At 68.8% G+C, this 19181-nt stretch carries 21 protein-coding genes, 2 tRNA genes and 2 pseudogenes; 14 read left to right on the top strand and 11 right to left on the bottom strand.

Annotation, left to right across the window (positions count from 1 at the left end):
* Nucleotides 1-34 precede the first annotated feature (34 nt).
* The 3 genes from gatC to gatB are packed head-to-tail and all read left to right on the top strand — an operon-like array spanning nucleotide 35 to nucleotide 3359.
* Nucleotides 35-334, top strand: coding sequence for an Asp-tRNA(Asn)/Glu-tRNA(Gln) amidotransferase subunit GatC (gene gatC, locus QF046_RS02980; RefSeq protein ID WP_307366044.1), 300 nt, complete (start codon nucleotides 35-37; stop codon nucleotides 332-334).
* Complete coding sequence (gatA, locus tag QF046_RS02975) at nucleotides 331-1845, top strand: Asp-tRNA(Asn)/Glu-tRNA(Gln) amidotransferase subunit GatA (protein ID WP_307366042.1); 1515 nt, start codon at nucleotides 331-333, stop codon at nucleotides 1843-1845. The genes gatC and gatA overlap by 4 nt, the downstream gene beginning before the upstream one ends.
* Entirely contained in the window at nucleotides 1845-3359 is a 1515-nt protein-coding gene (gene gatB / locus QF046_RS02970) for an Asp-tRNA(Asn)/Glu-tRNA(Gln) amidotransferase subunit GatB (protein ID WP_307366040.1), read from the top strand. The genes gatA and gatB overlap by 1 nt, the downstream gene beginning before the upstream one ends.
* 16 nt (nucleotides 3360-3375) lie before the next feature.
* Here gatB and QF046_RS02965 read toward each other — a convergent pair whose 3' ends face one another.
* Together QF046_RS02965 and QF046_RS02960 are read right to left on the bottom strand one after the other, a co-directional pair.
* Complete coding sequence (locus tag QF046_RS02965; RefSeq protein ID WP_307366038.1) at nucleotides 3376-3975, bottom strand: TetR/AcrR family transcriptional regulator; 600 nt, start codon at nucleotides 3973-3975, stop codon at nucleotides 3376-3378.
* 102 nt (nucleotides 3976-4077) lie between these two features.
* A complete protein-coding gene (locus tag QF046_RS02960) occupies nucleotides 4078-4452 on the bottom strand; it encodes an SPW repeat protein (RefSeq protein ID WP_307366037.1) in 375 nt (124 codons plus the stop codon).
* Nucleotides 4453-4579: 127 nt separating this feature from the next.
* Here QF046_RS02960 and dinB point away from each other — a divergent pair, with 127 nt between their 5' ends.
* From dinB to QF046_RS02945, 3 genes are read left to right on the top strand one after another with little or no spacing between them, the layout of a single operon-like run.
* Nucleotides 4580-5836, top strand: a complete 1257-nt coding sequence (dinB, locus tag QF046_RS02955) for a DNA polymerase IV (RefSeq protein ID WP_307366034.1) — start codon at nucleotides 4580-4582, stop codon at nucleotides 5834-5836.
* A gap of 38 nt (nucleotides 5837-5874) precedes the next feature.
* On the top strand, nucleotides 5875-6195 hold the full coding sequence (locus tag QF046_RS02950; protein WP_307366032.1) for a hypothetical protein: 321 nt from the start codon (nucleotides 5875-5877) through the stop codon (nucleotides 6193-6195).
* A complete protein-coding gene (locus tag QF046_RS02945; RefSeq protein WP_307366030.1) occupies nucleotides 6179-6760 on the top strand; it encodes a hypothetical protein in 582 nt (193 codons plus the stop codon). Before QF046_RS02950 ends, QF046_RS02945 begins: the two co-directional genes overlap by 17 nt.
* 11 nt (nucleotides 6761-6771) lie before the next feature.
* Here the strand turns inward: QF046_RS02945 and QF046_RS02940 are convergent, their stop codons facing one another.
* The 3 genes and pseudogenes from QF046_RS02940 to QF046_RS02930 form a co-directional block, all read right to left on the bottom strand.
* Nucleotides 6772-7242, bottom strand: a complete 471-nt coding sequence (locus QF046_RS02940) for a DUF2017 family protein (protein WP_307366027.1) — start codon at nucleotides 7240-7242, stop codon at nucleotides 6772-6774.
* A pseudogene (gene clpS, locus QF046_RS02935) lies at nucleotides 7239-7530 on the bottom strand (ATP-dependent Clp protease adapter ClpS). The gene QF046_RS02940 and the pseudogene clpS overlap by 4 nt, the downstream one beginning before the upstream one ends.
* The gene (locus tag QF046_RS02930; protein WP_307372671.1) at nucleotides 7527-7871 is read right to left on the bottom strand and encodes a metallopeptidase family protein; all 345 of its coding nucleotides are present in this window, start codon (nucleotides 7869-7871) and stop codon (nucleotides 7527-7529) included. Before QF046_RS02930 ends, clpS begins: the two are co-directional and overlap by 4 nt.
* A gap of 202 nt (nucleotides 7872-8073) precedes the next feature.
* Between QF046_RS02930 and QF046_RS02925 the strand changes: the two genes are divergently transcribed.
* Genes QF046_RS02925 through QF046_RS18250 form a run of 3 tightly spaced genes read left to right on the top strand, consistent with a single transcriptional unit; the run spans nucleotide 8074 to nucleotide 10958 of the window.
* On the top strand, nucleotides 8074-9627 hold the full coding sequence (locus QF046_RS02925) for a glycosyltransferase family 39 protein (protein WP_307366025.1): 1554 nt from the start codon (nucleotides 8074-8076) through the stop codon (nucleotides 9625-9627).
* Nucleotides 9620-10384 carry a polyprenol monophosphomannose synthase gene (locus QF046_RS02920; RefSeq protein WP_307366023.1) on the top strand — a complete coding sequence of 255 codons (765 nt, stop codon included), beginning with the start codon at nucleotides 9620-9622 and terminating at the stop codon, nucleotides 10382-10384. The genes QF046_RS02925 and QF046_RS02920 overlap by 8 nt, the downstream gene beginning before the upstream one ends.
* On the top strand, nucleotides 10377-10958 hold the full coding sequence (locus tag QF046_RS18250; RefSeq protein WP_373425651.1) for a GtrA family protein: 582 nt from the start codon (nucleotides 10377-10379) through the stop codon (nucleotides 10956-10958). The genes QF046_RS02920 and QF046_RS18250 overlap by 8 nt, the downstream gene beginning before the upstream one ends.
* On the opposite strand, the pseudogene QF046_RS18245 reads toward QF046_RS18250, so the two are convergent.
* The 4 genes and pseudogenes from QF046_RS18245 to orn form a co-directional block, all read right to left on the bottom strand.
* Nucleotides 10898-11737 (bottom strand): annotated as a pseudogene (locus QF046_RS18245) (sensor histidine kinase); the annotation flags it as partial. The gene QF046_RS18250 and the pseudogene QF046_RS18245 overlap by 61 nt on opposite strands.
* A gap of 452 nt (nucleotides 11738-12189) precedes the next feature.
* Nucleotides 12190-12882 carry a response regulator transcription factor gene (locus QF046_RS02905; protein WP_307366019.1) on the bottom strand — a complete coding sequence of 231 codons (693 nt, stop codon included), beginning with the start codon at nucleotides 12880-12882 and terminating at the stop codon, nucleotides 12190-12192.
* A 78-nt stretch (nucleotides 12883-12960) separates the two neighbouring features.
* A tRNA-His gene (locus QF046_RS02900) sits at nucleotides 12961-13033 on the bottom strand.
* 36 nt (nucleotides 13034-13069) lie between these two features.
* On the bottom strand, nucleotides 13070-13696 hold the full coding sequence (orn, locus tag QF046_RS02895; protein ID WP_307366017.1) for an oligoribonuclease: 627 nt from the start codon (nucleotides 13694-13696) through the stop codon (nucleotides 13070-13072).
* A gap of 47 nt (nucleotides 13697-13743) precedes the next feature.
* On the opposite strand from orn, the gene QF046_RS02890 reads away from it, so the two are divergent.
* Nucleotides 13744-13819 (top strand) — tRNA-Arg (locus tag QF046_RS02890).
* 5 nt (nucleotides 13820-13824) lie between these two features.
* Here QF046_RS02890 and QF046_RS02885 read toward each other — a convergent pair.
* Nucleotides 13825-14088, bottom strand: a complete 264-nt coding sequence (locus QF046_RS02885; RefSeq protein ID WP_307366015.1) for a hypothetical protein — start codon at nucleotides 14086-14088, stop codon at nucleotides 13825-13827.
* 65 nt (nucleotides 14089-14153) lie between these two features.
* Between QF046_RS02885 and QF046_RS02880 the strand changes: the two genes are divergently transcribed.
* Nucleotides 14154-15056, top strand: a complete 903-nt coding sequence (locus tag QF046_RS02880) for an alpha/beta fold hydrolase (protein ID WP_307366013.1) — start codon at nucleotides 14154-14156, stop codon at nucleotides 15054-15056.
* Here QF046_RS02880 and QF046_RS02875 read toward each other — a convergent pair.
* Nucleotides 15028-15501 (bottom strand): Lrp/AsnC family transcriptional regulator, encoded by a 474-nt coding sequence (locus QF046_RS02875; RefSeq protein ID WP_307366011.1) that lies wholly within the window; start codon nucleotides 15499-15501, stop codon nucleotides 15028-15030. The two genes, QF046_RS02880 and QF046_RS02875, sit on opposite strands and share 29 nt — an antisense overlap.
* Nucleotides 15502-15668: 167 nt before the next feature.
* Here QF046_RS02875 and pdhA point away from each other — a divergent pair, with 167 nt between their 5' ends.
* The 3 genes from pdhA to QF046_RS02860 are packed head-to-tail and all read left to right on the top strand — an operon-like array spanning nucleotide 15669 to nucleotide 19175.
* Nucleotides 15669-16781, top strand: coding sequence for a pyruvate dehydrogenase (acetyl-transferring) E1 component subunit alpha (gene pdhA, locus QF046_RS02870; RefSeq protein WP_307366009.1), 1113 nt, complete (start codon nucleotides 15669-15671; stop codon nucleotides 16779-16781).
* Nucleotide 16782: 1 nt separating this feature from the next.
* Nucleotides 16783-17802 carry an alpha-ketoacid dehydrogenase subunit beta gene (locus QF046_RS02865; protein WP_307366006.1) on the top strand — a complete coding sequence of 340 codons (1020 nt, stop codon included), beginning with the start codon at nucleotides 16783-16785 and terminating at the stop codon, nucleotides 17800-17802.
* Nucleotides 17799-19175, top strand: coding sequence for a dihydrolipoamide acetyltransferase family protein (locus tag QF046_RS02860; protein ID WP_307366004.1), 1377 nt, complete (start codon nucleotides 17799-17801; stop codon nucleotides 19173-19175). Before QF046_RS02865 ends, QF046_RS02860 begins: the two co-directional genes overlap by 4 nt.
* Nucleotides 19176-19181: the final 6 nt, after the last annotated feature.

The raw sequence follows: 19181 nt of genomic DNA, 5'->3' as shown, positions 1-19181 counted from the left end.
AAGTCGGGAGGCTCGGCTCTCGTAGACTGGGGTGGTGTCTGAAATCACCCCTGAACTCGTACGCCATCTCGGCGTGCTCGCGCGCATCCAGCTCTCCGACGACGAGGTGACCCAGCTGACCGGTCAGCTCGACGCCATCGTCGACAACATCGCGAAGGTGTCGGAGGTGGCGACCCCTGACATCCCCGCCACCAGCCACCCCATCGCGCTGACCAACGTGTTCCGCCCCGATGAGGTCGGGCAGACCCTCACGCACGAGCAGGTGCTGCAGAACGCACCGGATGCCGCAGACGGCCGCTTCCGCGTGACCGCGATCCTGGGAGAAGAGCAGTGAGCGACATCATCCGGCTTACCGCCGCCGAGCTCGGCGACAAGCTGAGCGCGGGCGAGATCTCCAGCGTCGAGGCCACCCAGGCGCACCTCGACCGCATCGCCGCCGTGGATGGCGACGTGCACGCCTTCCTGCACATCAACGAGCACGCCCTCGCGGCAGCCGCCGACATCGACGCGCGTCGCGCGGCCGGCGAGCAGCTCGGACCGATCGCCGGCGTGCCGCTCGCGATCAAGGACGTCCTCGTCACCACGGATCAGCCCTCCACGAGCGGCTCGAAGATCCTCGAGGGCTACATGTCGCCCTACGACGCGACAGTGGTCGCGCGCTCGCGTGCAGCAGGGCTCATCCCGCTCGGCAAGACCAACATGGACGAGTTCGCGATGGGCTCCTCCACCGAGCACTCCGCGTACGGCCCCACCCGCAACCCGTGGGACCTGGACCGCATCCCCGGCGGCTCGGGCGGTGGCTCGGCTGCGGCCGTGGCCGCGTTCGAAGCGCCGCTCGCACTCGGCTCCGACACGGGCGGCTCGATCCGCCAGCCCGCGCACGTCACCGGCACGGTCGGCATCAAGCCGACCTACGGCGGCGTCAGCCGCTACGGCTCCATCGCCCTGGCGTCCAGTCTCGACCAGGTCGGCCCCGTGGCGCGCACCGTGCTCGATGCGGGTCTGCTGCATGACGTGATCGGCGGGCACGACCCGCAGGATTCCACGTCGCTGCCCGATGAGTGGCCCTCGTTCGCCGCAGCCGCCCGTGAGGGAGCATCCGGTCAGGTCCTCAAGGGACTGAAGGTCGGCGTCGTCAAGGAACTGCCGGATTCCGGCTTCCAGGCCGGCGTGGCCGCGTCCTTCCGCGAGTCGCTCGCCCTGATGGAGAAGCAGGGGGCCGAGATCGTCGAGATCTCCGCACCCCACTTCGAGTACGGCGTCGCCGCTTACTACCTGATCCTGCCCGCCGAGGCCTCCAGCAACCTCGCGAAGTTCGACTCCGTGCGCTTCGGCCTGCGCGTCACCCCCGAGGGCGGCGGAACGGTCGAGGACGTCATGTCCCTCACCCGCGAGGTCGGCTTCGGTCCGGAGGTCAAGCGCCGCATCATCCTCGGCACCTACGCGCTGTCGGCCGGCTACTACGACGCCTACTACGGCAGCGCGCAGAAGGTCCGCACGCTGATCCAGCGCGACTTCGACGCGGCGTTCGCGCAGGTCGACGTCATCGCGACGCCCTCCGCGCCGACCACGGCGTTCAAGATCGGCGAGAAGATCGACGACCCTCTGCAGATGTACCTGAACGACCTCACCACGATCCCGGCGAACCTCGCCGGTGTCCCCGGGATCTCGATCCCCTCGGGTCTGGCCGCCGAGGACGGGCTGCCCGTGGGCATCCAGTTCCTCGCACCCGCCCGTGAGGACGCCCGTCTGTACCGTGTGGGCGCGGCTGTCGAGGCCGCGCTCGTGGATTCGTGGGGCGCACCCCTGCTCGAGAAGGCAACCGCCCTGGGAGGGACGCGCTGATGGCCACCGCCAAGCTCATGGACTACGACAAGGCGCTCGAGCTGTTCGAGCCCGTCCTCGGATTCGAGGTGCACGTCGAGCTGAACACACGCACGAAGATGTTCTCCGCGGCCCCGAACCCGGCACACGAGGAGTTCCACGCGGCGGAGCCGAACACGCTGATCGCGCCTGTCGACCTCGGCCTTCCCGGCTCGCTCCCGGTCGTCAACGAGACGGCCGTGCGCTCCGCGATCAGCCTGGGACTCGCCCTCGGCTGCTCGATCGCCGAGTCCAGCCGCTTCGCGCGGAAGAACTACTTCTACCCGGATCTCGGCAAGAACTACCAGATCTCGCAGTACGACGAGCCGATCGCCTTCGAGGGATCCGTCGAGATCGAACTGGAGGACGGCACGCTCGTGACGATCCCCGTCGAGCGCGCCCACATGGAGGAGGACGCCGGCAAGCTCACGCACATGGGTGGCGCCACGGGACGCATCCAGGGCGCCGAGTACTCGCTCGTCGACTACAACCGCGCCGGTGTGCCGCTGGTGGAGATCGTGACCAAGATCATCTTCGGCGCCGAGCACCGTGCGCCGGAGTACGCCAAGGCGTACATCGCGGCGATCCGGGACATCGCCCGGTCGCTGGGCATCTCCGAGGCACGTCTGGAGCGCGGAAACCTGCGCTGCGACGCGAACGTGTCGCTGCGCCCGCGCGGCACCGAGAAGTTGGGCACCCGCACCGAGACGAAGAACGTCAACTCGATGCGCTCCGTCGAGCGGGCGGTGCGCTACGAGATCCAGCGTCAGGCTCAGATCCTCGCCGACGGCGGCACGATCACCCAGGAGACCCGTCACTGGCATGAGGACACCGGCACGACCTCGCCGGGTCGTCCGAAGTCGGATGCCGACGACTATCGCTACTTCCCGGAGCCGGACCTGCTGCCCGTGGAGCCTTCGCGCGAGCTGGTGGAGGAACTGCGCGCGGCACTGCCCGAGCAGCCCGTCGCCCGCCGTCGCCGCCTGAAGACCGATTGGGGCTTCACCGACCTGGAGTACCAGGACGTCCGCAACGGCGGCCTGGTGGAGGTCGTAGAGGCGACGGTCGCCGCCGGCGCCACCCCGGCCGCCGCTCGCAAGTGGTGGACGGGCGAGATCTCCCGTCTCGCGAACGCAGCAGGACGCGAATCCACCGAGTCGATCAGCCCCGAGAACGTCGCCGCGCTGCAGAAGCTGGTCGATGCCGGCACGCTCACCGACAAGCTGGCACGCCAGGTGCTGGAGGGCGTGATCGCCGGTGAGGGCACGCCGCAGGAGGTCGTGGATGCGCGCGGTCTTGCGGTGGTCTCCGACGACGGCGCGCTGATCGCCGCGATCGACGAGGCTCTGGCATCTCAGCCGGACGTGCTCGCCAAGATCAAGGACGGCAAGGTCCAGGCCGCAGGCGCCGTCATCGGCGCGGTGATGAAGGCGATGAAGGGTCAGGCGGATGCCGCGCGCGTGCGCGAGCTGATCCTGGAGCGGGCAGCGCAGTAGCGGGCAGGGCTGCCGTTCACGACGTCCTCGTCGTGGACAGCAGCCCCGCACTCAGCACGCGTGCCAGTGCTCGCAGATCCACCACCTCGTGGTCGCGAGCCTGTTCGTCGGCGCGATGCGGCTCCAGAGGTCGCGCTGTGATGGTCGCCGCCCACGCCGAGGCCGCCGCGCGCAGTGCGTGCAGATCGACGCTCCGCGGCAGGCTCGCCTGCAGGGCTGCGGCGACGGCGTCGTGCAGCGCATGCCGATATCGCGTGAGCACCGCCTGCACCTCAGGGCGGATGTGCGACTCGTGCCAGATGACGTCGCGGAGCATGCGCGACGCGGCGCGATCTCCGAGCACGCGCTCGCCGAGATTGACCAGCGTCTGCACCGGATCGTTCGGCACGGCCAGCAGCGTCGGGTCGAGGGTGCTGGCGCTCAGCCGCTCATCGAGCAGTGCGGTGAGGATGTCCGGCTTGGTGGGGAAGTAGTAGAACAGCAGTCCCTTCGGCACACCGACGGCACTCGCCAGCGTCGCGGTGGAGGTTCCGTCGAACCCGTGCCGGGCGAAGAGACGCTCCGCCGCATCCAGTATCCGGATGCGGGTGCCTGTCGGATCGCTGTCAGAGCGCATCGGGTCTCCTCATCCTCGGTTTATCGCGTGCTGGTTCGTCCCACGCACAGCGATGCGGGGCGACGGTCGACCATCGTCCCGCATCCGTGTGTGCCGCGCAGGTCACGCGTGCGCGGCGCGCGCTCCGCCGTCAGACGCGTGATGCGCCTTCATGGCGGGTGCGAGCGCCCACAGTCCTGCGATCGCGCCGACGGCTCCGCAGATCCACGCGGTCCACGCGGGACCGGCGCTTCCGGCGAAGGCACCGAACCAGGGCGACAGGAACAGCAGCGCGCCGATCACGGCGAGGATCCACTCCATCGCCACGGATCCGGGTGCTGCCAGGCTCCACAGCCCGGCCACGACCATCAGAACGCCCAGCACGACCATCAGGGACATCGACGCGCTCGTGCGCGGCGTGGTCCAGATGCTCGCCAGGGCCGCGTACAGTCCGGCGGCGACGGCCACCCAGTCCTGCCAGCGTGTCCACCTCTTCATTGAACTCATCCTCCTTGCAGTCAGATGGCTCCCGAATCGGGGGTCGTGCATCATTGTACGCCAGGTCTTGACCGATCGGTCAAAGTCCTGCGCAGCGGATGTCGGCGGTCGCGGGGACAATGGAGGGATGGGACGTGGAGACGGATCGGGACGCCTGGTCTCGCGCGAGGGCGCTGACGACTCCGGCACCGGGATCCTGCACGTCGACATGGATGCGTTCTACGCCTCCGTGGAGGTGCTGCACGATCCGTCACTGCGCGGCCTGCCGCTGATCATCGGCGCTCCGGACGGCCGGTCGGTCGTCTCGAGTGCCTCGTACGAGGCGAGGCGCTACGGCGTCCGCAGTGCGATGCCCGTGTCGCAGGCGCTGCGCCTGTGCCCGAACGCGCGGATCATGGCACCGGACTTCACCCGCTATCGCGCGGCGTCCGATGCTGTGATGGAGGTCTTCCACAGCGTCACGCCGCTCGTGGAGCAACTGTCGATCGATGAGGCCTTCCTCGACGTGCGCGGGGTGCGCCGGCTGTGGGGGAGTCCGGGTGAGATCGCGGTGCTGCTGCGTCGGCGCGTGCGCGACGAGGTGGGGATCACCTGCAGCGTCGGCGTGGCATCGACCAAGCACGTCGCCAAGATGGCCTCCACCATCTCGAAGCCCGACGGCATGCTGATCGTGCCCGCGGCCAGGACGCAGGAGTTCCTGGATCCCCGGCCGGTGGGGGCGATCTGGGGCGTGGGGCCCAAAGCCGTCGAGGCGCTGGAGCGCCGCGGCATCCGCCTGATCCGCGACGTGCGCGAGTCGCCGCTGGAAGCACTGGCCCGCGCCGTCGGTCCTGCTCTCGCGCAGCGCATGCAGCAGCTGGCGCGGGGCGAGGATGCCCGCCCCGTCGAGACGGAGCGGATCGAGAAGAGCATCGGTCACGAGGAGACGTTCGAGCGGGACATCCTGGATGCGCCGCTGCTGCGCTCCGAACTGCTGCGACTCGCCGACCGGGTCGGCGCGCGGCTGCGTGCCGCCCAGTGGCAGGCGGCCGCGGTTGCGATCAAGATCCGCTTCGCGGACTTCAGCACGATCAGTCGCACGACCTCGCTGGCCGAGCCCACCGAGGTCGGACAGCGCATCGGAGAGACCGCAGTGGCGCTGTTCGACCAGATCGAGCGCCGCGAACCGGTGCGGCTGGTCGGTGTCCGCGCGGAGAAGCTCCGGCCCTCGGGCGGTAGTGCTCTGGCGCTGTGGGACGACGACGAGGAGCAGCGACGACTCGAGGGCACCCTGGACGACGCGAGAGAGCGGTTCGGGGTCGGGACGATCACCCGGGCGCGGCATGTGGGGCGCACGCGCGAACGCGGTGCGGCGGATTCTCCGCGACCGTTCGGGAGGGAGTGAGCGTCGCGTCCTGGTACGACCTGGACTAGCGTGGAGGGATGCCGAACATCGCACTCGAACTGGGCAAGCAGGTCGCATCCTTCGGGGTGAAGAGCGCCTACGGGGAACCGCAGGACGTGGACGGGGTGAGCATCACTCCGGTCGCACTCACCTGGGCGGGCTTCGGAGGCACCTCGAGCCATGACGACAGCGCGGCCGGTGGCGGCGGTGGCGTATCCATTCCGCTCGGCGTATATGTGCGCCGGGAGGAGGGCCTGCGATTCGAGCCCAACCTCGTCGCACTGCTCGCTGTGGCTGTCCCCTTCGTGTGGGTCACCGGCCGGGCGCTGAGCCGCGTCATCCGTGCACTCAAGAAGTAGCGATCCGCTCGACGCTGCGCTCACCGAGGCGACCGTTCGGATCCGAACGGCGATCGTCGCGCTGTCGGCGTCCAACCCGGTCGTCGTGATCGACGGGCGAAGCGGTGCGGGCAAGAGCAGCCTGGCGGCGCGTCTGGCGCGGGCGTGGCCATTGCGCACACCCGTGCAGCTCGTCGCGCTCGACTCGATCTATCCGGGCTGGGACGGGCTGGAGCGCGGTGCCGAGATCGCCCGCGAGACGATTCTCGTCCCGCACGGACGCGGACGCCTGGGGATCTGGCGACGCTGGGACTGGGAGAACGGCGAACAGGCCGAGGCGCATGCCGTCGACCCGGCCCTCGGGCTCATCGTCGAAGGCTGCGGAGCGCTGACACCGGCATCCGCGCCCCTGGCGGACGTCACGGTGTGGGTGGACGGGCCGCACGCGGCCCGCCGTACACGCGCCCTCGATCGGGACGGCGAAGGATTCCGGATGCACTGGAACATGTGGGCGGCGCAGGAGGATGCGCACATGGCTCGACACTCTCCCGAGTCCCTGGCGGGCATCTCGGTGCGCACCCCGTAGCGCGCCGGCGCTCAGCGCGCGTCGTGCTGGTCGGCGAGCTGGACGAGGATCTCGAGGCGGTAGCCGAGCCAGTCGTAGGTTCCGAATCGAAGGTCGTCAGGGTCGTGGGCATCGATCCGCCCGATGCCGAGACGGGACGCGAGCACAAGACGGATGCCCGACAGCGTGCGCAGCCAGGCGTCCAGAGCGTGCGTGCTGATCTCCAGGAGGGTGGTGGGCTCACCCCCTTCGTCCTCGAAGCGCTCGAGACCGGTGCGCACCTCCAGGGCATCCGCGAGCCGCTGGTCGAAGCCGTCCTCGCGCGTGCTCAGGCGGAACTCCGCCGAAGCCGCGAGGTCGTCCGGATACGCGGGGGGCGAGAGCCGCTCCAGGGCCGGATCGGGCTCGTCTCTGGGGCCGTCGAGCAGGGTGATGTACTCGTCGACGATGGCGAGCAGGTGCCGTCCCTCGATCGATGCCAGAGTCATCTTCAGTGTCGTCACTGCGGCGCCTTCCGCACGGTCGCCCAGAGACCGAAGCCGTGCATCGCCTGCGCGTGCATCTCCATCGTCTCCCTCGGTCCGGTCGCCACGACCGCATGACCGTCGTTGTGGACGGCCAGCATGAGCCGGGTCGCCTTCTCCTCGGGGAACCCGAAGTACGTGCGGAAGATGCGGGCCACATAGCTCATCAGGTTCACCCGGGTCGTCCCAGACGACCAGCTGCCACGGGACGAGCGGCGCTGAGGTCAGCTGCTCGTCCATCGTGGGAACGGATGCGGGTGTGCTCATGCCCACCCCAGCTCATGCAGTTGCGCGTCGTCGATGCCGTAGAAGTGGGCGATCTCGTGCACGAGGGTCGTGTGGACCTCGTCGCGCAGCTCGGACTCGTCGCGGCAGGCCGCCAGGTGCGCGTGCCGGTAGACGATGATGCGGTCCGGCAGCTCGCCCATCCCGTACTGTCCCCGCTCGGTTAGGGCGAAGCCCTCGTAGAGGCCGAACAGCTCCTCGCCGTTCTCCGGCGCGTCCTCGACGACGAAGACGAGGTTCTCCAACCCGTCCACCATGTCGTCGGGGAGACGGTCGAGCTCATCGGTGACGAGGGCTTCGAAGGCCTCTGCATCCATCTCCATGCCGGTATCGGCGAGGGCGGCCTCCGAGCCCGATTCCGGCGACACGGGGTCGCTCGGGTTCGATTCTGAGGCGTGCGGGCCGTGCGAGGACATACCTCGATGCTATCCAGGCCCGGAGGGGGAGGAGACGCGTGTGAGAACTCTCAGAAGCCGGGACCGGATTTCATAGGCAGCGCGGAGCGACGGGGGCTTGGCTCGTCGCATGGTCACTATCCAGACGCGCCCCGATGGTCGCGATCGGCTCGACCCGTCGCGTGTTCCCCGGCTGCGCCGGGCAGCATTGCCGATCGGGATCGGCATCGTGGCCAGCCTCGTCGACGGGATCGGCGCCGGCATCCCGTCGTACTGGGGCGACGAAGCCGCGAGCGTCCTGTCGGGCACCCGGCCGCTGCCCAGCCTGCTGACCGAGCTCGGCGCCGTGGACGCCGTGCATGGCCTGTATTACATGCTGCTGCATGTGTGGATGTGGGCTTTCGGAACAGGGGAGTGGGCGACCCGAGCGCTCAGCGTGATCGCGATCGGCGCTCTCGCAGCCGGGGTCGTCACTCTCGGTCGGATGTGGTTCGGACGCAGCACTGCGGTCGTCGCGGGACTCCTCGTCGCCGTCATCCCTCGGGCGAGCTCCCTGGCGATCGAGACCCGCGGCTATGCGATCACCGCCGCGACGGCCGTCTGGCTCGTGGTGCTGTTCACCCACCTGGCACGACAGGGAGCAGCGCGGCGTCGATGGATCCTGTTCGGCGTGCTGGCGGGCGTCTGCTCCTGGTTCTTCGTGTACCTGCTGCTGGTGCCGCTGACGCTGTGCGCCGTGCTCCTGCTGGTGCCGAGATGGGCTGAAGCGCCGCACCGCAACCCGCGCGAGGTGCGCGGGGACATGATGGCGACCATCGGCTCCGCATTCCTCGGAGCACTGCCCATCCTTGCGCTGGCGGCACTGCAGCGCGGTCAGGTGAGCTTCCTCGCACACCGCGGGTACCTGTCGCCGAAGGGCGTGCTCATCACACCCTGGTTCTCGCACAGCGCCGTCGCAGTCGTGCTGTGGGCCCTGATCGTCATGGCGGTGTTCATCACCCTGGCGACGACGAGGCAGCGCGCCCAGGGCACTTTCGCCCTCGCCTGGCTGACGATGCCGGCACTCGCGCTGATCGCGGTCGACGTGTTCGTGGCCCCGACCTACAACCCTCGCTACCTGGCGGTGAGCCTCGGTGCGGTGGCGCTGCTCGCCGCCCGCGGCATCACCGGCATCGTCGGCGCAGCCGCCCGTCGACTCCCCAGGCTCGCCCCGATCGCCGCGGCGCTGATCGCCGTGATCGTGCTGGGCGTGACCGTTCCCCAATACCTGCATCAGCGCACTCCTTACGCGAAGGACGGCGGGGCCGACTTCCGCGTCGTCGCTGACGCGGTCGCACAGCGCGCTCAGCCCGGCGACGCGGTGCTGTTCGGAGCGGGGCCGCGTCCGTCCCGGACCGCCCGGCTGGCGTATCGCCTGTACCCCGACGACTTCTCCGGACTGCGCGACCCGCAGCTCGTCACCTCCTTCACCGATCGCGCCGGCCTCTGGGACGAACTCGCCCCGGTTCCGGCCGTCGCCTCGATGCTTCCCGAGCACACCGTGTGGCTGCTGGAGACCAAGGGCGCGCAGAGCGCCGGCGCCGATCTGTCCGCCCTGCGGCGCAGCGGGTACGCGCTCGCGACCGAACTGCACCTGCACCGCACCATCGTCTACGAATTCACCAGGGGAGCTCATCATGAGTGACAAGATCATCGTCATCCTGCCGACCTACAACGAGTCGGAGACGCTGCCCGGAATGATCGCGCGCCTGCGCACCACCGCGCCCGAGGCGCATCTGCTGGTGGTCGACGACTCCTCCCCGGACGGCACCGGCGCCATCGCCGACGCGCTCGCATTCGCCGACTCCGCGGTTCACGTGCTGCACCGGACCGCGAAGCGGGGGCTCGGACCGGCGTATCTCGCCGGGTTCAGCTGGGCTCTGCGGCATTCGTACGACACCGTGGTGCAGAGCGATGCTGACGGTTCGCATCGGCCCGAGGATCTGCCGGCCCTGCTGGCAGCGGTCGACAGCGCGGACCTGGTGATCGGGTCTCGCTGGGTCGCCGGCGGCTCGGCCCCGGGGTGGGCCTGGCATCGGCTCCTGCTCTCCCGTGCGGGCAGTGCGTACGCGGGCCTCATGCTCGGGCTTGCGCAGCACGACATCACCGGGGGATACCGCGTGTTCAGGGCGACGGCGCTGGAGCGCATCATCCGGCAGGGAATCGCCAGCCAGGGGTACTGCTTCCAGATCGAGATGCTGGACCGCGCCGTCGCCGACGGTGACCGCGTCGTCGAGGTGCCCATCACGTTCGACGTGCGCGCCGGCGGCGAGTCCAAGATGTCGAGTCGGATCGTGAGGGAAGCCCTCCGGCAGGTGACGGCATGGGGCATCAGACGACGGATGTCGAACCGGACGACCTCGGTCGCGGAGGGCCCGCGACGGGAGCACGCGCATGTCTGAGACCGCGGCGGAGAGATCGGACGGGACGGCGCTTCTCACCCAGCTGCTCCGATTCGGCGTGGTGGGCGGCGTGGGGTTCGTCGTCGACGTCGCCGTGTTCAACCTGCTGCGCGCGCACGAACCGTTCGGCTGGGCGTGGTGGCCCGTGGCGGCCAAGGCGATCTCGACTCTGCTGGCGATCGCCGTGAACTGGATCGGCAATCGCTCCTGGACCTTCCGGGAGCATCGACGTGGCGACACCGGGCGCGAGGCTGCGGAGTTCCTCGTGGCGAGCCTCATCGGCGGGGGAGTGTCGCTGCTGTGCCTGATGTTCTCCCGTGATGTCCTGGGACTGACCAGCGCTCTCGATGACAACATCTCGGCGAACGTGGTCGGGCTCGCGCTCGGCTCGGCGGTGCGGTTCTGCGCCTATCGCTGGTGGGTGTTCGGCGAGCGGGGATCCTCCGGTGAGGACACCGGCACGCTGATGCCCACCTCCGACCCGGTGGCCCGGTCGGAGGAGATGCTCGCCGACCCGCCGGCGAGCTCGGCGATGCGGGCGACGATGGCCAGGCCGAGTCCGCCACCGGCATAGTCGGATTCACGGCCGCGGGTGAATCGCTCGAAGGCGCGATCCGTGATGACCGGATCGAAACCGGGCCCGTCGTCCGTGACGATCAGCTCGAGGACCCCGTCGATACGGCGCAGCACCACTTCGACGGCCACCGGCGAGCCCGTCGATGCGCGCAGCGCGTTGTCCACGAGGTTGTCGACGACGCGAGCGATGTCGGCGGCGTCGATCCGCGCCGTGTCCTCCCTGTCCGCGACGTCGATGTGGATCTCGAGATCCACCGATCCCTGCAGATCGGATGCAGGGTCGGCCAGGCGCCATCGCACATGGTCGATGCGCTCGGTGACCTCGTCGGCGAGAACGCGCAGCGGAGTCTCGGCGGACGACGAACCCGCCTCGATCCGTGAGAGCTCCAGCATCGTCTGAGCCAGTCGGATCAGCCGGTTCGAAGTAGTGCGGGCCTCGGCGAGCAGGATGCGGTCCGCCTCGGGGTCGGTGCCGTCGACCAGCTCGAGCTGAGCGCGCAGCACTGCCAGCGGGTTTCGCAGCTCGTGACTGGCATCCGCGACCATCTGCTGCTCTCGTGCACCGGCGGCGCGCACGTCCTCGATGAGCTGATTGAGCGTGCGCGCGAGCGAATCGATCTCGTCGCCGGTTCCGCCGACGGGAAGGTACGCCGTCTCGCTGCGTCGCAGGGCCAGCCGCTCGGCGCTGCGACGCAGGTTCTCGACAGGACGCAGTGCGGCCGTCGATACGAACCAGGCACCGGCGGCGAACAGCACCGCGCCGCCGATCAGCAGCATCCAGAGCAGACCCACCACGCGCGCGACGATGCCCGCCGCGATGTCGCTGTCACGCGTGACGAGGATGGTCCAGTTGCCCGACGGCGTCTCCACCGGTTCGACGTACACGTAGTACGTCTCGCCGTCACGGATCTCCCGCAGTGCGGGTCCGGGCTCCGCGAGTTCCGAAATGCGGTCGTGGAGAGAAGACGGAAGCGTGTTCATCTTCACGGCGCCGTCCGGTGCGATCACCGCGACGTGCTGATCGACGCCCGGCTTGTCCAGCGTCTCGGTCGGGTCCTGGATGATGATGCCGCGGTACACCTCCGCGATGCCGTGCAGCACGGCCTTCTCGCGGGAGACGGCGATGGACGATATCTGCGCGTACACGGCCAGGCAGGCGGCGATGACGACCACGATGACCACGGCGGTGGAGCCGAGGACGATCCGAGCGCGTATCGACAGCCGGCGCGTCATCGGCTCGCCTCATCAGCCGGGCCGGCGAGGACTCGGAAGCCGACGCCGCGCACCGTGTCTATCCGCACGGTCGAGCCGGCGTCGGCGAGCTTGCGACGGATGTAGCCGACGTACTGGTCCACGACGTTCGACGCGAAATGCGGAGACCCCCATACCTCCGAGAGGATCCACTCGCGTGCGAGCGTGTCATTCGGCCGCTCGACGAAGGCACGCAGCAGGTCGAACTCACGTCTGCTCAGTGGAACGGCGCTGCCGTTCACCTCGGCCGCCGCCCGATCCATGGCGATGGACACATCGCCCAGCTCGAGGCGTGCGCTCTCCAGATGATCGCGACGTCGCAGCGCACGCAGCCGTGCGAACAGCTCGGCGAACTCGAACGGTTTGACGAGGTAATCGTCGGCACCGGCATCCAGCCCGCGTACGCGATCGCCGACGGCATCCCGAGCCGTGAGCAGCAGGATGCCGATGCGGCTGTCGCTCTCACGGAGCCGGCCCGCCAGCTCGAACCCGTTCATGCCGGGCAGGTTCACGTCGACGACCGCCAGATGGAAGTCGGTGTCGGTGCAGCTCAGCAGTGCGGCGATGCCGTCGCCGACCGCCGTGACCTCGTAGCCTTCGCGGCGCAGATGGCGCGCGATCAGGTCGGCGAGCTGCGGCTCGTCGTCGACCACCAGCACTCGCGCGACCACACCTGGATTCTAAGTGCGCGTGCCGATCACGAATGGAAGAAGCCCCGGACTCTCGACGAGTCCGGGGCTTCCATCCTGGGTGAGTAACGGGGCTTGAACCCGCGACCCCCGCGACCACAACGCGGTGCTCTACCAGCTGAGCTATACCCACCATGCGCCTTCCTGAGAAGGCAACTCCAAGAGTCTATTACATGTTCGGAGCGAACTCTGACACCGTGCGCGCGGAGACCTCGCGCGCCTCATCCGAGGTGGGTCCCGGCTCCGCGACGAACACGGCGTCGCGGTAGTACTGCAGCTCGCGGATCGACTCGAGGATGTCGGCGAGAGCGCGGTGTCCGCCGTGCTTCTCGGGTGCCTGGAAGAACACCCGCGGGTACCACCTGCGGGAGAGCTCCTTGATGCTGGACACATCGACGTTGCGGTAGTGCAGGTACTGATCGACCTGCTGCATGTACTTCGCGAGGAACATCCGGTCGGTGCCGATCGTGTTCCCGGCCAGCGGAGCCTTGCGCTCCAGCGGCACGAACCGCTTGATGTACTCAAGGGTCTGCGCCTCGGCCTCGGCCAGCGCGACGCCGTTCGGGATCTCTTCGATCAGCCCGGACGTCGCGTGCATGTTCGTGACGAACTCGTTCATGTTCGACAGTGCGGCATCACCCGGCTTGATGACGATCTGGAATCCCGCGTCGAGCGGGCGCAGGTCGAAGTCGGTGATGACCACCGCGATCTCGACCAGCTCGTCGATCGCGAGATCGAGGCCCGTCATCTCGCAGTCGATCCAGACGAGTCGATCATTCTCTGACGCTGAAACCATGCGTCGATCCTATCGAGGGCGGCCGACACGGTAATCTGAATGTCCGCGCCCCCTTAGCTCAGTGGATAGAGCAACAGCCTTCTAATCTGTCGGTCGCAGGTTCGAATCCTGCAGGGGGCACCAACCGCTCAATACCGCAGCGCGGCCACGGCGTCGTCGGCATCCCAGAACTCGCCGACCAGAAGGAACCCGCCGGACGAGAGGTTCAGACGCTCCGCCCGGTAGCGGATGCCGAGGGGGTCGGCCACGACTCGGAGATGACCACGGATCGTGCCGTGGGCGTCGATGACGCGCCAGAGATGGTCGCCGGCGCGTTCCAGATGCTCCGCGCGGGAGGTCAGCGACGGCGTCTCCCAGAGGATCGAGGGGAGTGAATCCGAGTAGGTGCGCATGACTGCTCCTTTCCTCCTTCGAACATAAGGACGGCCACCGACATCGGGGGCCGTAGACTCGGAGCATGCCCGTGGACTCTCCCTACGCAGCCCGACTCGGGAGCATCCCCGTCGAACGACGCGAGGTCGAGGTGCTCGGCTCGACGACCGCGTACTGGGTCTACGGCCCTCAGGGTGCGAGCGTCCCGACGATCGTCGCCGTGCACGGCTTCCGAGGAGAGCACCACGGTCTCGAGCCGGTGGTCGCGTATCTTCCGGGCGTGCGGGTCATCTCGCCGGACCTGCCCGGCTTCGGCGAGACGCCCCCGATTCCGGGCCGCGAGCACGACCTGGGCCTGTACTCGGGGTGGCTGGCGGAGTTCGCGCGCACTGTCGCCCCCGGTGCCGTGATCCTCGGGCACTCGTTCGGATCGATCGTCGCCTCAGCGGCCGTCGCAGGTGGTCTGAGCACCCCGCGACTGATTCTCGTCAATCCCATCGGCGCGCCCGCGCTCGAGGGCCCGAAGGGCATCCTGACCCGCCTCGCGGTGATGTACTACTGGCTGGGCGCCCGGCTTCCGGAGCGCCTCGGCACGATGCTGCTGCGCAACCCGCTCATCGTGCGCGTGATGAGCATCGCCATGGCGAAGACCCGCGACAGAGCGCTGCGGCGATTCATCCACGATCAGCACGACACGTACTTCTCGCGCTTCGCCGACCGGGACGTGCTGCATGACGCCTTCGTCACGAGCGTGTCGCACGATGTGAGCGCGTTCGCAGGCGTCATCGACGTCCCCGCACTGCTCGTCGCCGCACAGCGCGACGACATCACGCCGATCGAGGCGGAGCGGCGTCTCGCGACGCTGTTCCCGGACGCCGAGCTCGTCGAGATCGCCGATGTCGGCCATCTCATCCACTACGAGACGCCTGCGGAGGCGGCCGGTGCGATCCGGCGGTTCCTCACGCTTCCCGTCGAGCGAGGCCGATGAGTCCGGCGACGCGGAACGGGATGACCTCACCCATCGCCAGCGAGGTCTCCGTGCGCTCGACGCCCTCGATCGACAGAATGCGGGCGTCGGTGTCGAACAGATGACGCGCGTCGCGACAGGCCACGCGGGCCATGATGTCGATGGAACCGCTGAGTCCGTGCGCCTGAACGATCTCGGGAACGCGCGAGAGTTCGGCGATGATCCGCGGGAGCTCGGTCTGCCGAACGCCGATGCTGATGAACGCCTGCAGAGGGAAGCCCAGCACCTCGGTGGAGAACGACCGCTCATAGGATTCGAAGACGCCGGTCTGCTCCAGCCGGGCCATCCGCGCCTGGATCGTGTTGCGAGAGAGCCTCAGCCGCTCCGCCAGGGCGACGACGGTCGTGCGCGGATCCTCCGAGAGGGCGACGAGCAGTTCGAGATCGACACGATCGAGTGCGGGCATAGTGCCACACGATATCAGCCCCGGATCCTCGCTGACTTCGCAACATGCTCAACCGCCGCGCACATGCTTGAGCGACGTGTCAGGTAGACGTACCCTCGGAGATACCGACGGAGCCGTCGGGAAAGCCGTGCACACCCCACAAGGGCCGCCACGTCAGGAGGACGCCGATGTCACCGCAGAACACTCCGATCATCGACACGGAGAACGATCTCGAACTCACCGAGCGCATCATCGCGCCGGACGGCAGGCGGATGCCGAACCCGCAGCTGGATCGCCATGTCCAGGACATCGACTTCGACGCCCTGCGCGATCTGCACCGCGACATGGTCGTGCTGCGCCGCATCGACGCCGAGGGCATCGCGCTGCAGCGCCAGGGGCAGCTCGGCCTGTGGGCCCCCTGCAACGGCCAGGAGGCCGCGCAGATCGGCACCGGGCGGGCGCTGGAAGCCCGCGACTTCGTCTTCCCGAGCTACCGCGAGACCGGTGTGATGTACAGCCGCGGCGCGAAGCCCGCGGACTACGTGCGCATGTGGCGCGGCGAGGAGGGTGCGGCGTACGATCCCGCCGAACTGCGCATCGCTCCGCTTCAGATCATCATCGGCGCCCAGACCCTGCACGCTGTGGGCTACGCCATGGGCATCCGCTTCGATGAGGCGGACGAGGTCGCCGTCACCTACTTCGGCGACGGCGCCACCAGCCAGGGCGACGTGAACGAGGCGATGGTCTTCGCCGCGTCCTACGGCGCCCCCGTGGTCTTCGTCTGCCAGAACAACCACTGGGCGATCTCCGAGCCGGTCGGTCTGCAGTCGCAGTTCCCGCTGGCGGGGCGCGCGCCCGGCTTCGGCATCCCGAGCATGCGAGTGGACGGCAACGACGTGCTCGCCTGCGTCGCGGCCATGCGCTGGGCCCTCGACCATGCGCGCTCCGGCAAGGGACCCGCGTATCTCGAACTCGTCACCTACCGGATGGGCCCGCACACCACGGCGGACGACCCAAAGCGCTACCGCTCCGACGAGGAGCTCGAGCAGTGGCGTCGTCGCGATCCGATCAGCCGACTCGAGGCGCACCTGCGCGCCGCCGGAGAACTCACAGACGAGCACCTGGCCTCGGTGCAGGCTCAGGCCGATGAGATGGCCCGCGAGATGCGCGCGGCGTGCCTGGGCATGATCACGCGACCGGCGATGGCCGTGTTCGACCGCGTCTACGCCGAGCCGCACTCCGGTCTGGAGCGCGAGCGCGACGAGTACGCCGCATACCTCGCCACCTTCGAGGAGGCCTGAGATGACGCAGATGACTCTGGGCAAGGCCCTCAACGCCGGCCTCCGACAGGCCATGCAGGATGACGACAAGGTCGTGCTGATGGGGGAGGACATCGGCACGCTCGGCGGCGTGTTCCGCATCACCGACGGGCTCCTGGACGAGTTCGGCGCCAAGCGCGTCATCGACACGCCTCTCGCGGAGTCCGGCATCGTCGGCACGGCCGTCGGCCTCGCGTTCCGCGGATACCGGCCCGTGATCGAGATCCAGTTCGACGGATTCATCTATCCGGCGTTCGATCAGATCGTCTCCCAGGTCGCCAAACTGCACTACCGCACGCAGGGGCGGGTCAAGATGCCGATCACCATCCGCGTGCCGTGGGCAGGCGGCATCGGCGCGGCAGAGCACCACTCCGAGTCGCCCGAGGCGTACTTCGTGCACACCGCGGGCCTGCGCGTGATCGCCGTCTCCGACCCCCAGGATGCCTACCGCTGCCTGCGTCAGGCCATCGCCAGCGACGACCCGGTGCTGTTCTTCGAGCCCAAGCGGCTGTACCACCACAAGGGGGAGGTCGATCTGGAAGCACCCCTGGCAGACGCCCCGCCGATGGGGCTCGCCCGTGTCGTGCGGGCCGGCACCGATGCCACGATCATCACCTACGGCGCAATGGTCCGCACCGCACTGGATGCGGCAGCGGCAGCGGAGGACGAGGGGATCTCGCTCGAGGTCATCGATCTCCGCTCTCTCTCGCCGGTGGATTACGAGACCGTCTCCGCGTCCGTGCGGCGCACGGGCCGCGTGGTGGTGGCGCACGAGGCATCCCGTGAGGCCGGTGTGGGAGCCGAGATCATCGCGAGCATCACCGAGTTCTGCTTCGAGTACCTCGAGGCGGCACCGGTGCGCGTGACCGGCCACGACATCCCGTACCCGCCGGCCAAGCTCGAGAAGTTCCACCTTCCGGATCTGGACCGCATCCTCGACGCGGTGGATCGCGTGATGGATCGGCCGAACAGTCTCAGTGCAGCCAAGGAGGCCCAGCAGTGATCGCGGAATTCAACCTTCCCGACCTCGGTGAGGGCCTCACCGAGGCAGAGGTCGTCCAGTGGATGGTCGAGCCCGGTGATACCGTCACCCTCAACCAGACGCTCGCAGAGGTCGAGACGGCCAAGGCCGTGGTCGAGCTTCCCTCGCCGTACGCGGGCACAGTCACCTCGCTGCACGCCGGCGCGGGTGACACGGTCCTGGTCGGCGCGCCGCTGATCGCCTTCGACGTCGCCGGTGCCGAGCCGGAACCCACCACCGAGGCGGCTGCCGGTGAGGAGAGGGCCCAGCCGAACCTGGTCGGCTACGGCGCGGCGCCCGCGTCCAGCGGCCGCCCGGCCCGTCGTGCCCGACGCGGGGCGCCGTCGGATGCCGCGGCGCGTGCCGACGCCGCGGTGCTCGAGGCCGCACCGCACGATGCTCTTCCGCCGAGCGTCGCCGAGCCGACGGTCGGCGAGCGCCCGCGATCGACACCGCCCGTGCGCGCGCACGCAAAGCGCCTGGGCGTCGATCTCGCACTGGTCGCGGCAGAGGTCGGCGATCGCGTGATCACCCGCTCCGACGTTGACGCCTACGCCGAGCGCGTGGGTGCTGCGGCACCCGACATCCGGTCGGCATCCGCGAAGTCGCCATCGTCGGAGCAGCAGCTCTTCGTGCCATCTGTGCCGTCCGGCGAGCGGTCGCAGACGCGGATCCCGGTCAAGGGCGTGCGCAAGGCCACCGCGCAGGCCATGGTCCGCAGCGCCTTCACCGCACCGCACGTGACCACCTTCCACACGGTCGACGTCACGGCGACGATGGAGCTGATCGATCAGCTGCGCGCCGACCGCTCGGTGTCCGAGCACCGCATCGGGCCGCTGGTGCTGGTGGCCAAGGCGGTCTGTCTGGCACTCGGGCGCAACCCCTCGCTCAATGGGACCTGGGATGAGGATGCGGGCGAGATCATCGAGAACCACTATGTGGATCTGGGGATCGCCGCGGCCACCGAGCGCGGGCTGATCGTCCCGATCATCCGAGACGCGGAGAGGCTGTCGCTGACCGGCATGGCGGATGCTCTTCAGCAGCTCACGCAGACTGCTCGGTCTGGGAAGACGAGCCCGGCTGAGCTCTCGGGCGGCACGTTCTCGATCACGAACATCGGCGTGTTCGGGATCGATGCGGGCACGCCGATCCTGCCGCCCGGCCAGTCGGGGATCCTGGCCGTGGGCGCCGTGCGTCGTCAGCCCTGGGAGTACAAGGGTGAGATCGCGCTTCGTCAGATGATGACCCTGAGTGTGTCGTTCGATCATCGCCTCGTCGACGGCGCCGAGGGCTCCCGCTTCCTCAAGGACGTCGCCGACCTGCTCGAGCAGCCAGGGCGGGCGATGCTCTTCTGAACCGCT

The organism is Microbacterium sp. W4I4, assembly GCF_030816235.1.
GTDB lineage: Bacteria > Actinomycetota > Actinomycetes > Actinomycetales > Microbacteriaceae > Microbacterium.
This window is presented reverse-complemented; position numbering and strand designations above follow the sequence as displayed.

Coding starts and splice junctions, on each gene's coding strand:
- gatB (WP_307366040.1), top strand. CDS start 1,845: ATGGCCACCGCCAAGCTCATGGACTACGACAAGGCGCTCGAGCTGTTC.
- QF046_RS02965 (WP_307366038.1), bottom strand. CDS start 3,975: ATGCGCTCTGACAGCGATCCGACAGGCACCCGCATCCGGATACTGGAT.
- QF046_RS02960 (WP_307366037.1), bottom strand. CDS start 4,452: ATGAAGAGGTGGACACGCTGGCAGGACTGGGTGGCCGTCGCCGCCGGA.
- dinB (WP_307366034.1), top strand. CDS start 4,580: ATGGGACGTGGAGACGGATCGGGACGCCTGGTCTCGCGCGAGGGCGCT.
- QF046_RS02950 (WP_307366032.1), top strand. CDS start 5,875: ATGCCGAACATCGCACTCGAACTGGGCAAGCAGGTCGCATCCTTCGGG.
- QF046_RS02930 (WP_307372671.1), bottom strand. CDS start 7,871: ATGGAGATGGATGCAGAGGCCTTCGAAGCCCTCGTCACCGATGAGCTC.
- QF046_RS02925 (WP_307366025.1), top strand. CDS start 8,074: ATGGTCACTATCCAGACGCGCCCCGATGGTCGCGATCGGCTCGACCCG.
- QF046_RS02920 (WP_307366023.1), top strand. CDS start 9,620: ATGAGTGACAAGATCATCGTCATCCTGCCGACCTACAACGAGTCGGAG.
- QF046_RS18250 (WP_373425651.1), top strand. CDS start 10,377: ATGTCTGAGACCGCGGCGGAGAGATCGGACGGGACGGCGCTTCTCACC.
- orn (WP_307366017.1), bottom strand. CDS start 13,696: ATGGTTTCAGCGTCAGAGAATGATCGACTCGTCTGGATCGACTGCGAG.
- QF046_RS02885 (WP_307366015.1), bottom strand. CDS start 14,088: ATGCGCACCTACTCGGATTCACTCCCCTCGATCCTCTGGGAGACGCCG.
- QF046_RS02880 (WP_307366013.1), top strand. CDS start 14,154: ATGCCCGTGGACTCTCCCTACGCAGCCCGACTCGGGAGCATCCCCGTC.
- QF046_RS02875 (WP_307366011.1), bottom strand. CDS start 15,501: ATGCCCGCACTCGATCGTGTCGATCTCGAACTGCTCGTCGCCCTCTCG.
- pdhA (WP_307366009.1), top strand. CDS start 15,669: ATGTCACCGCAGAACACTCCGATCATCGACACGGAGAACGATCTCGAA.
- QF046_RS02865 (WP_307366006.1), top strand. CDS start 16,783: ATGACGCAGATGACTCTGGGCAAGGCCCTCAACGCCGGCCTCCGACAG.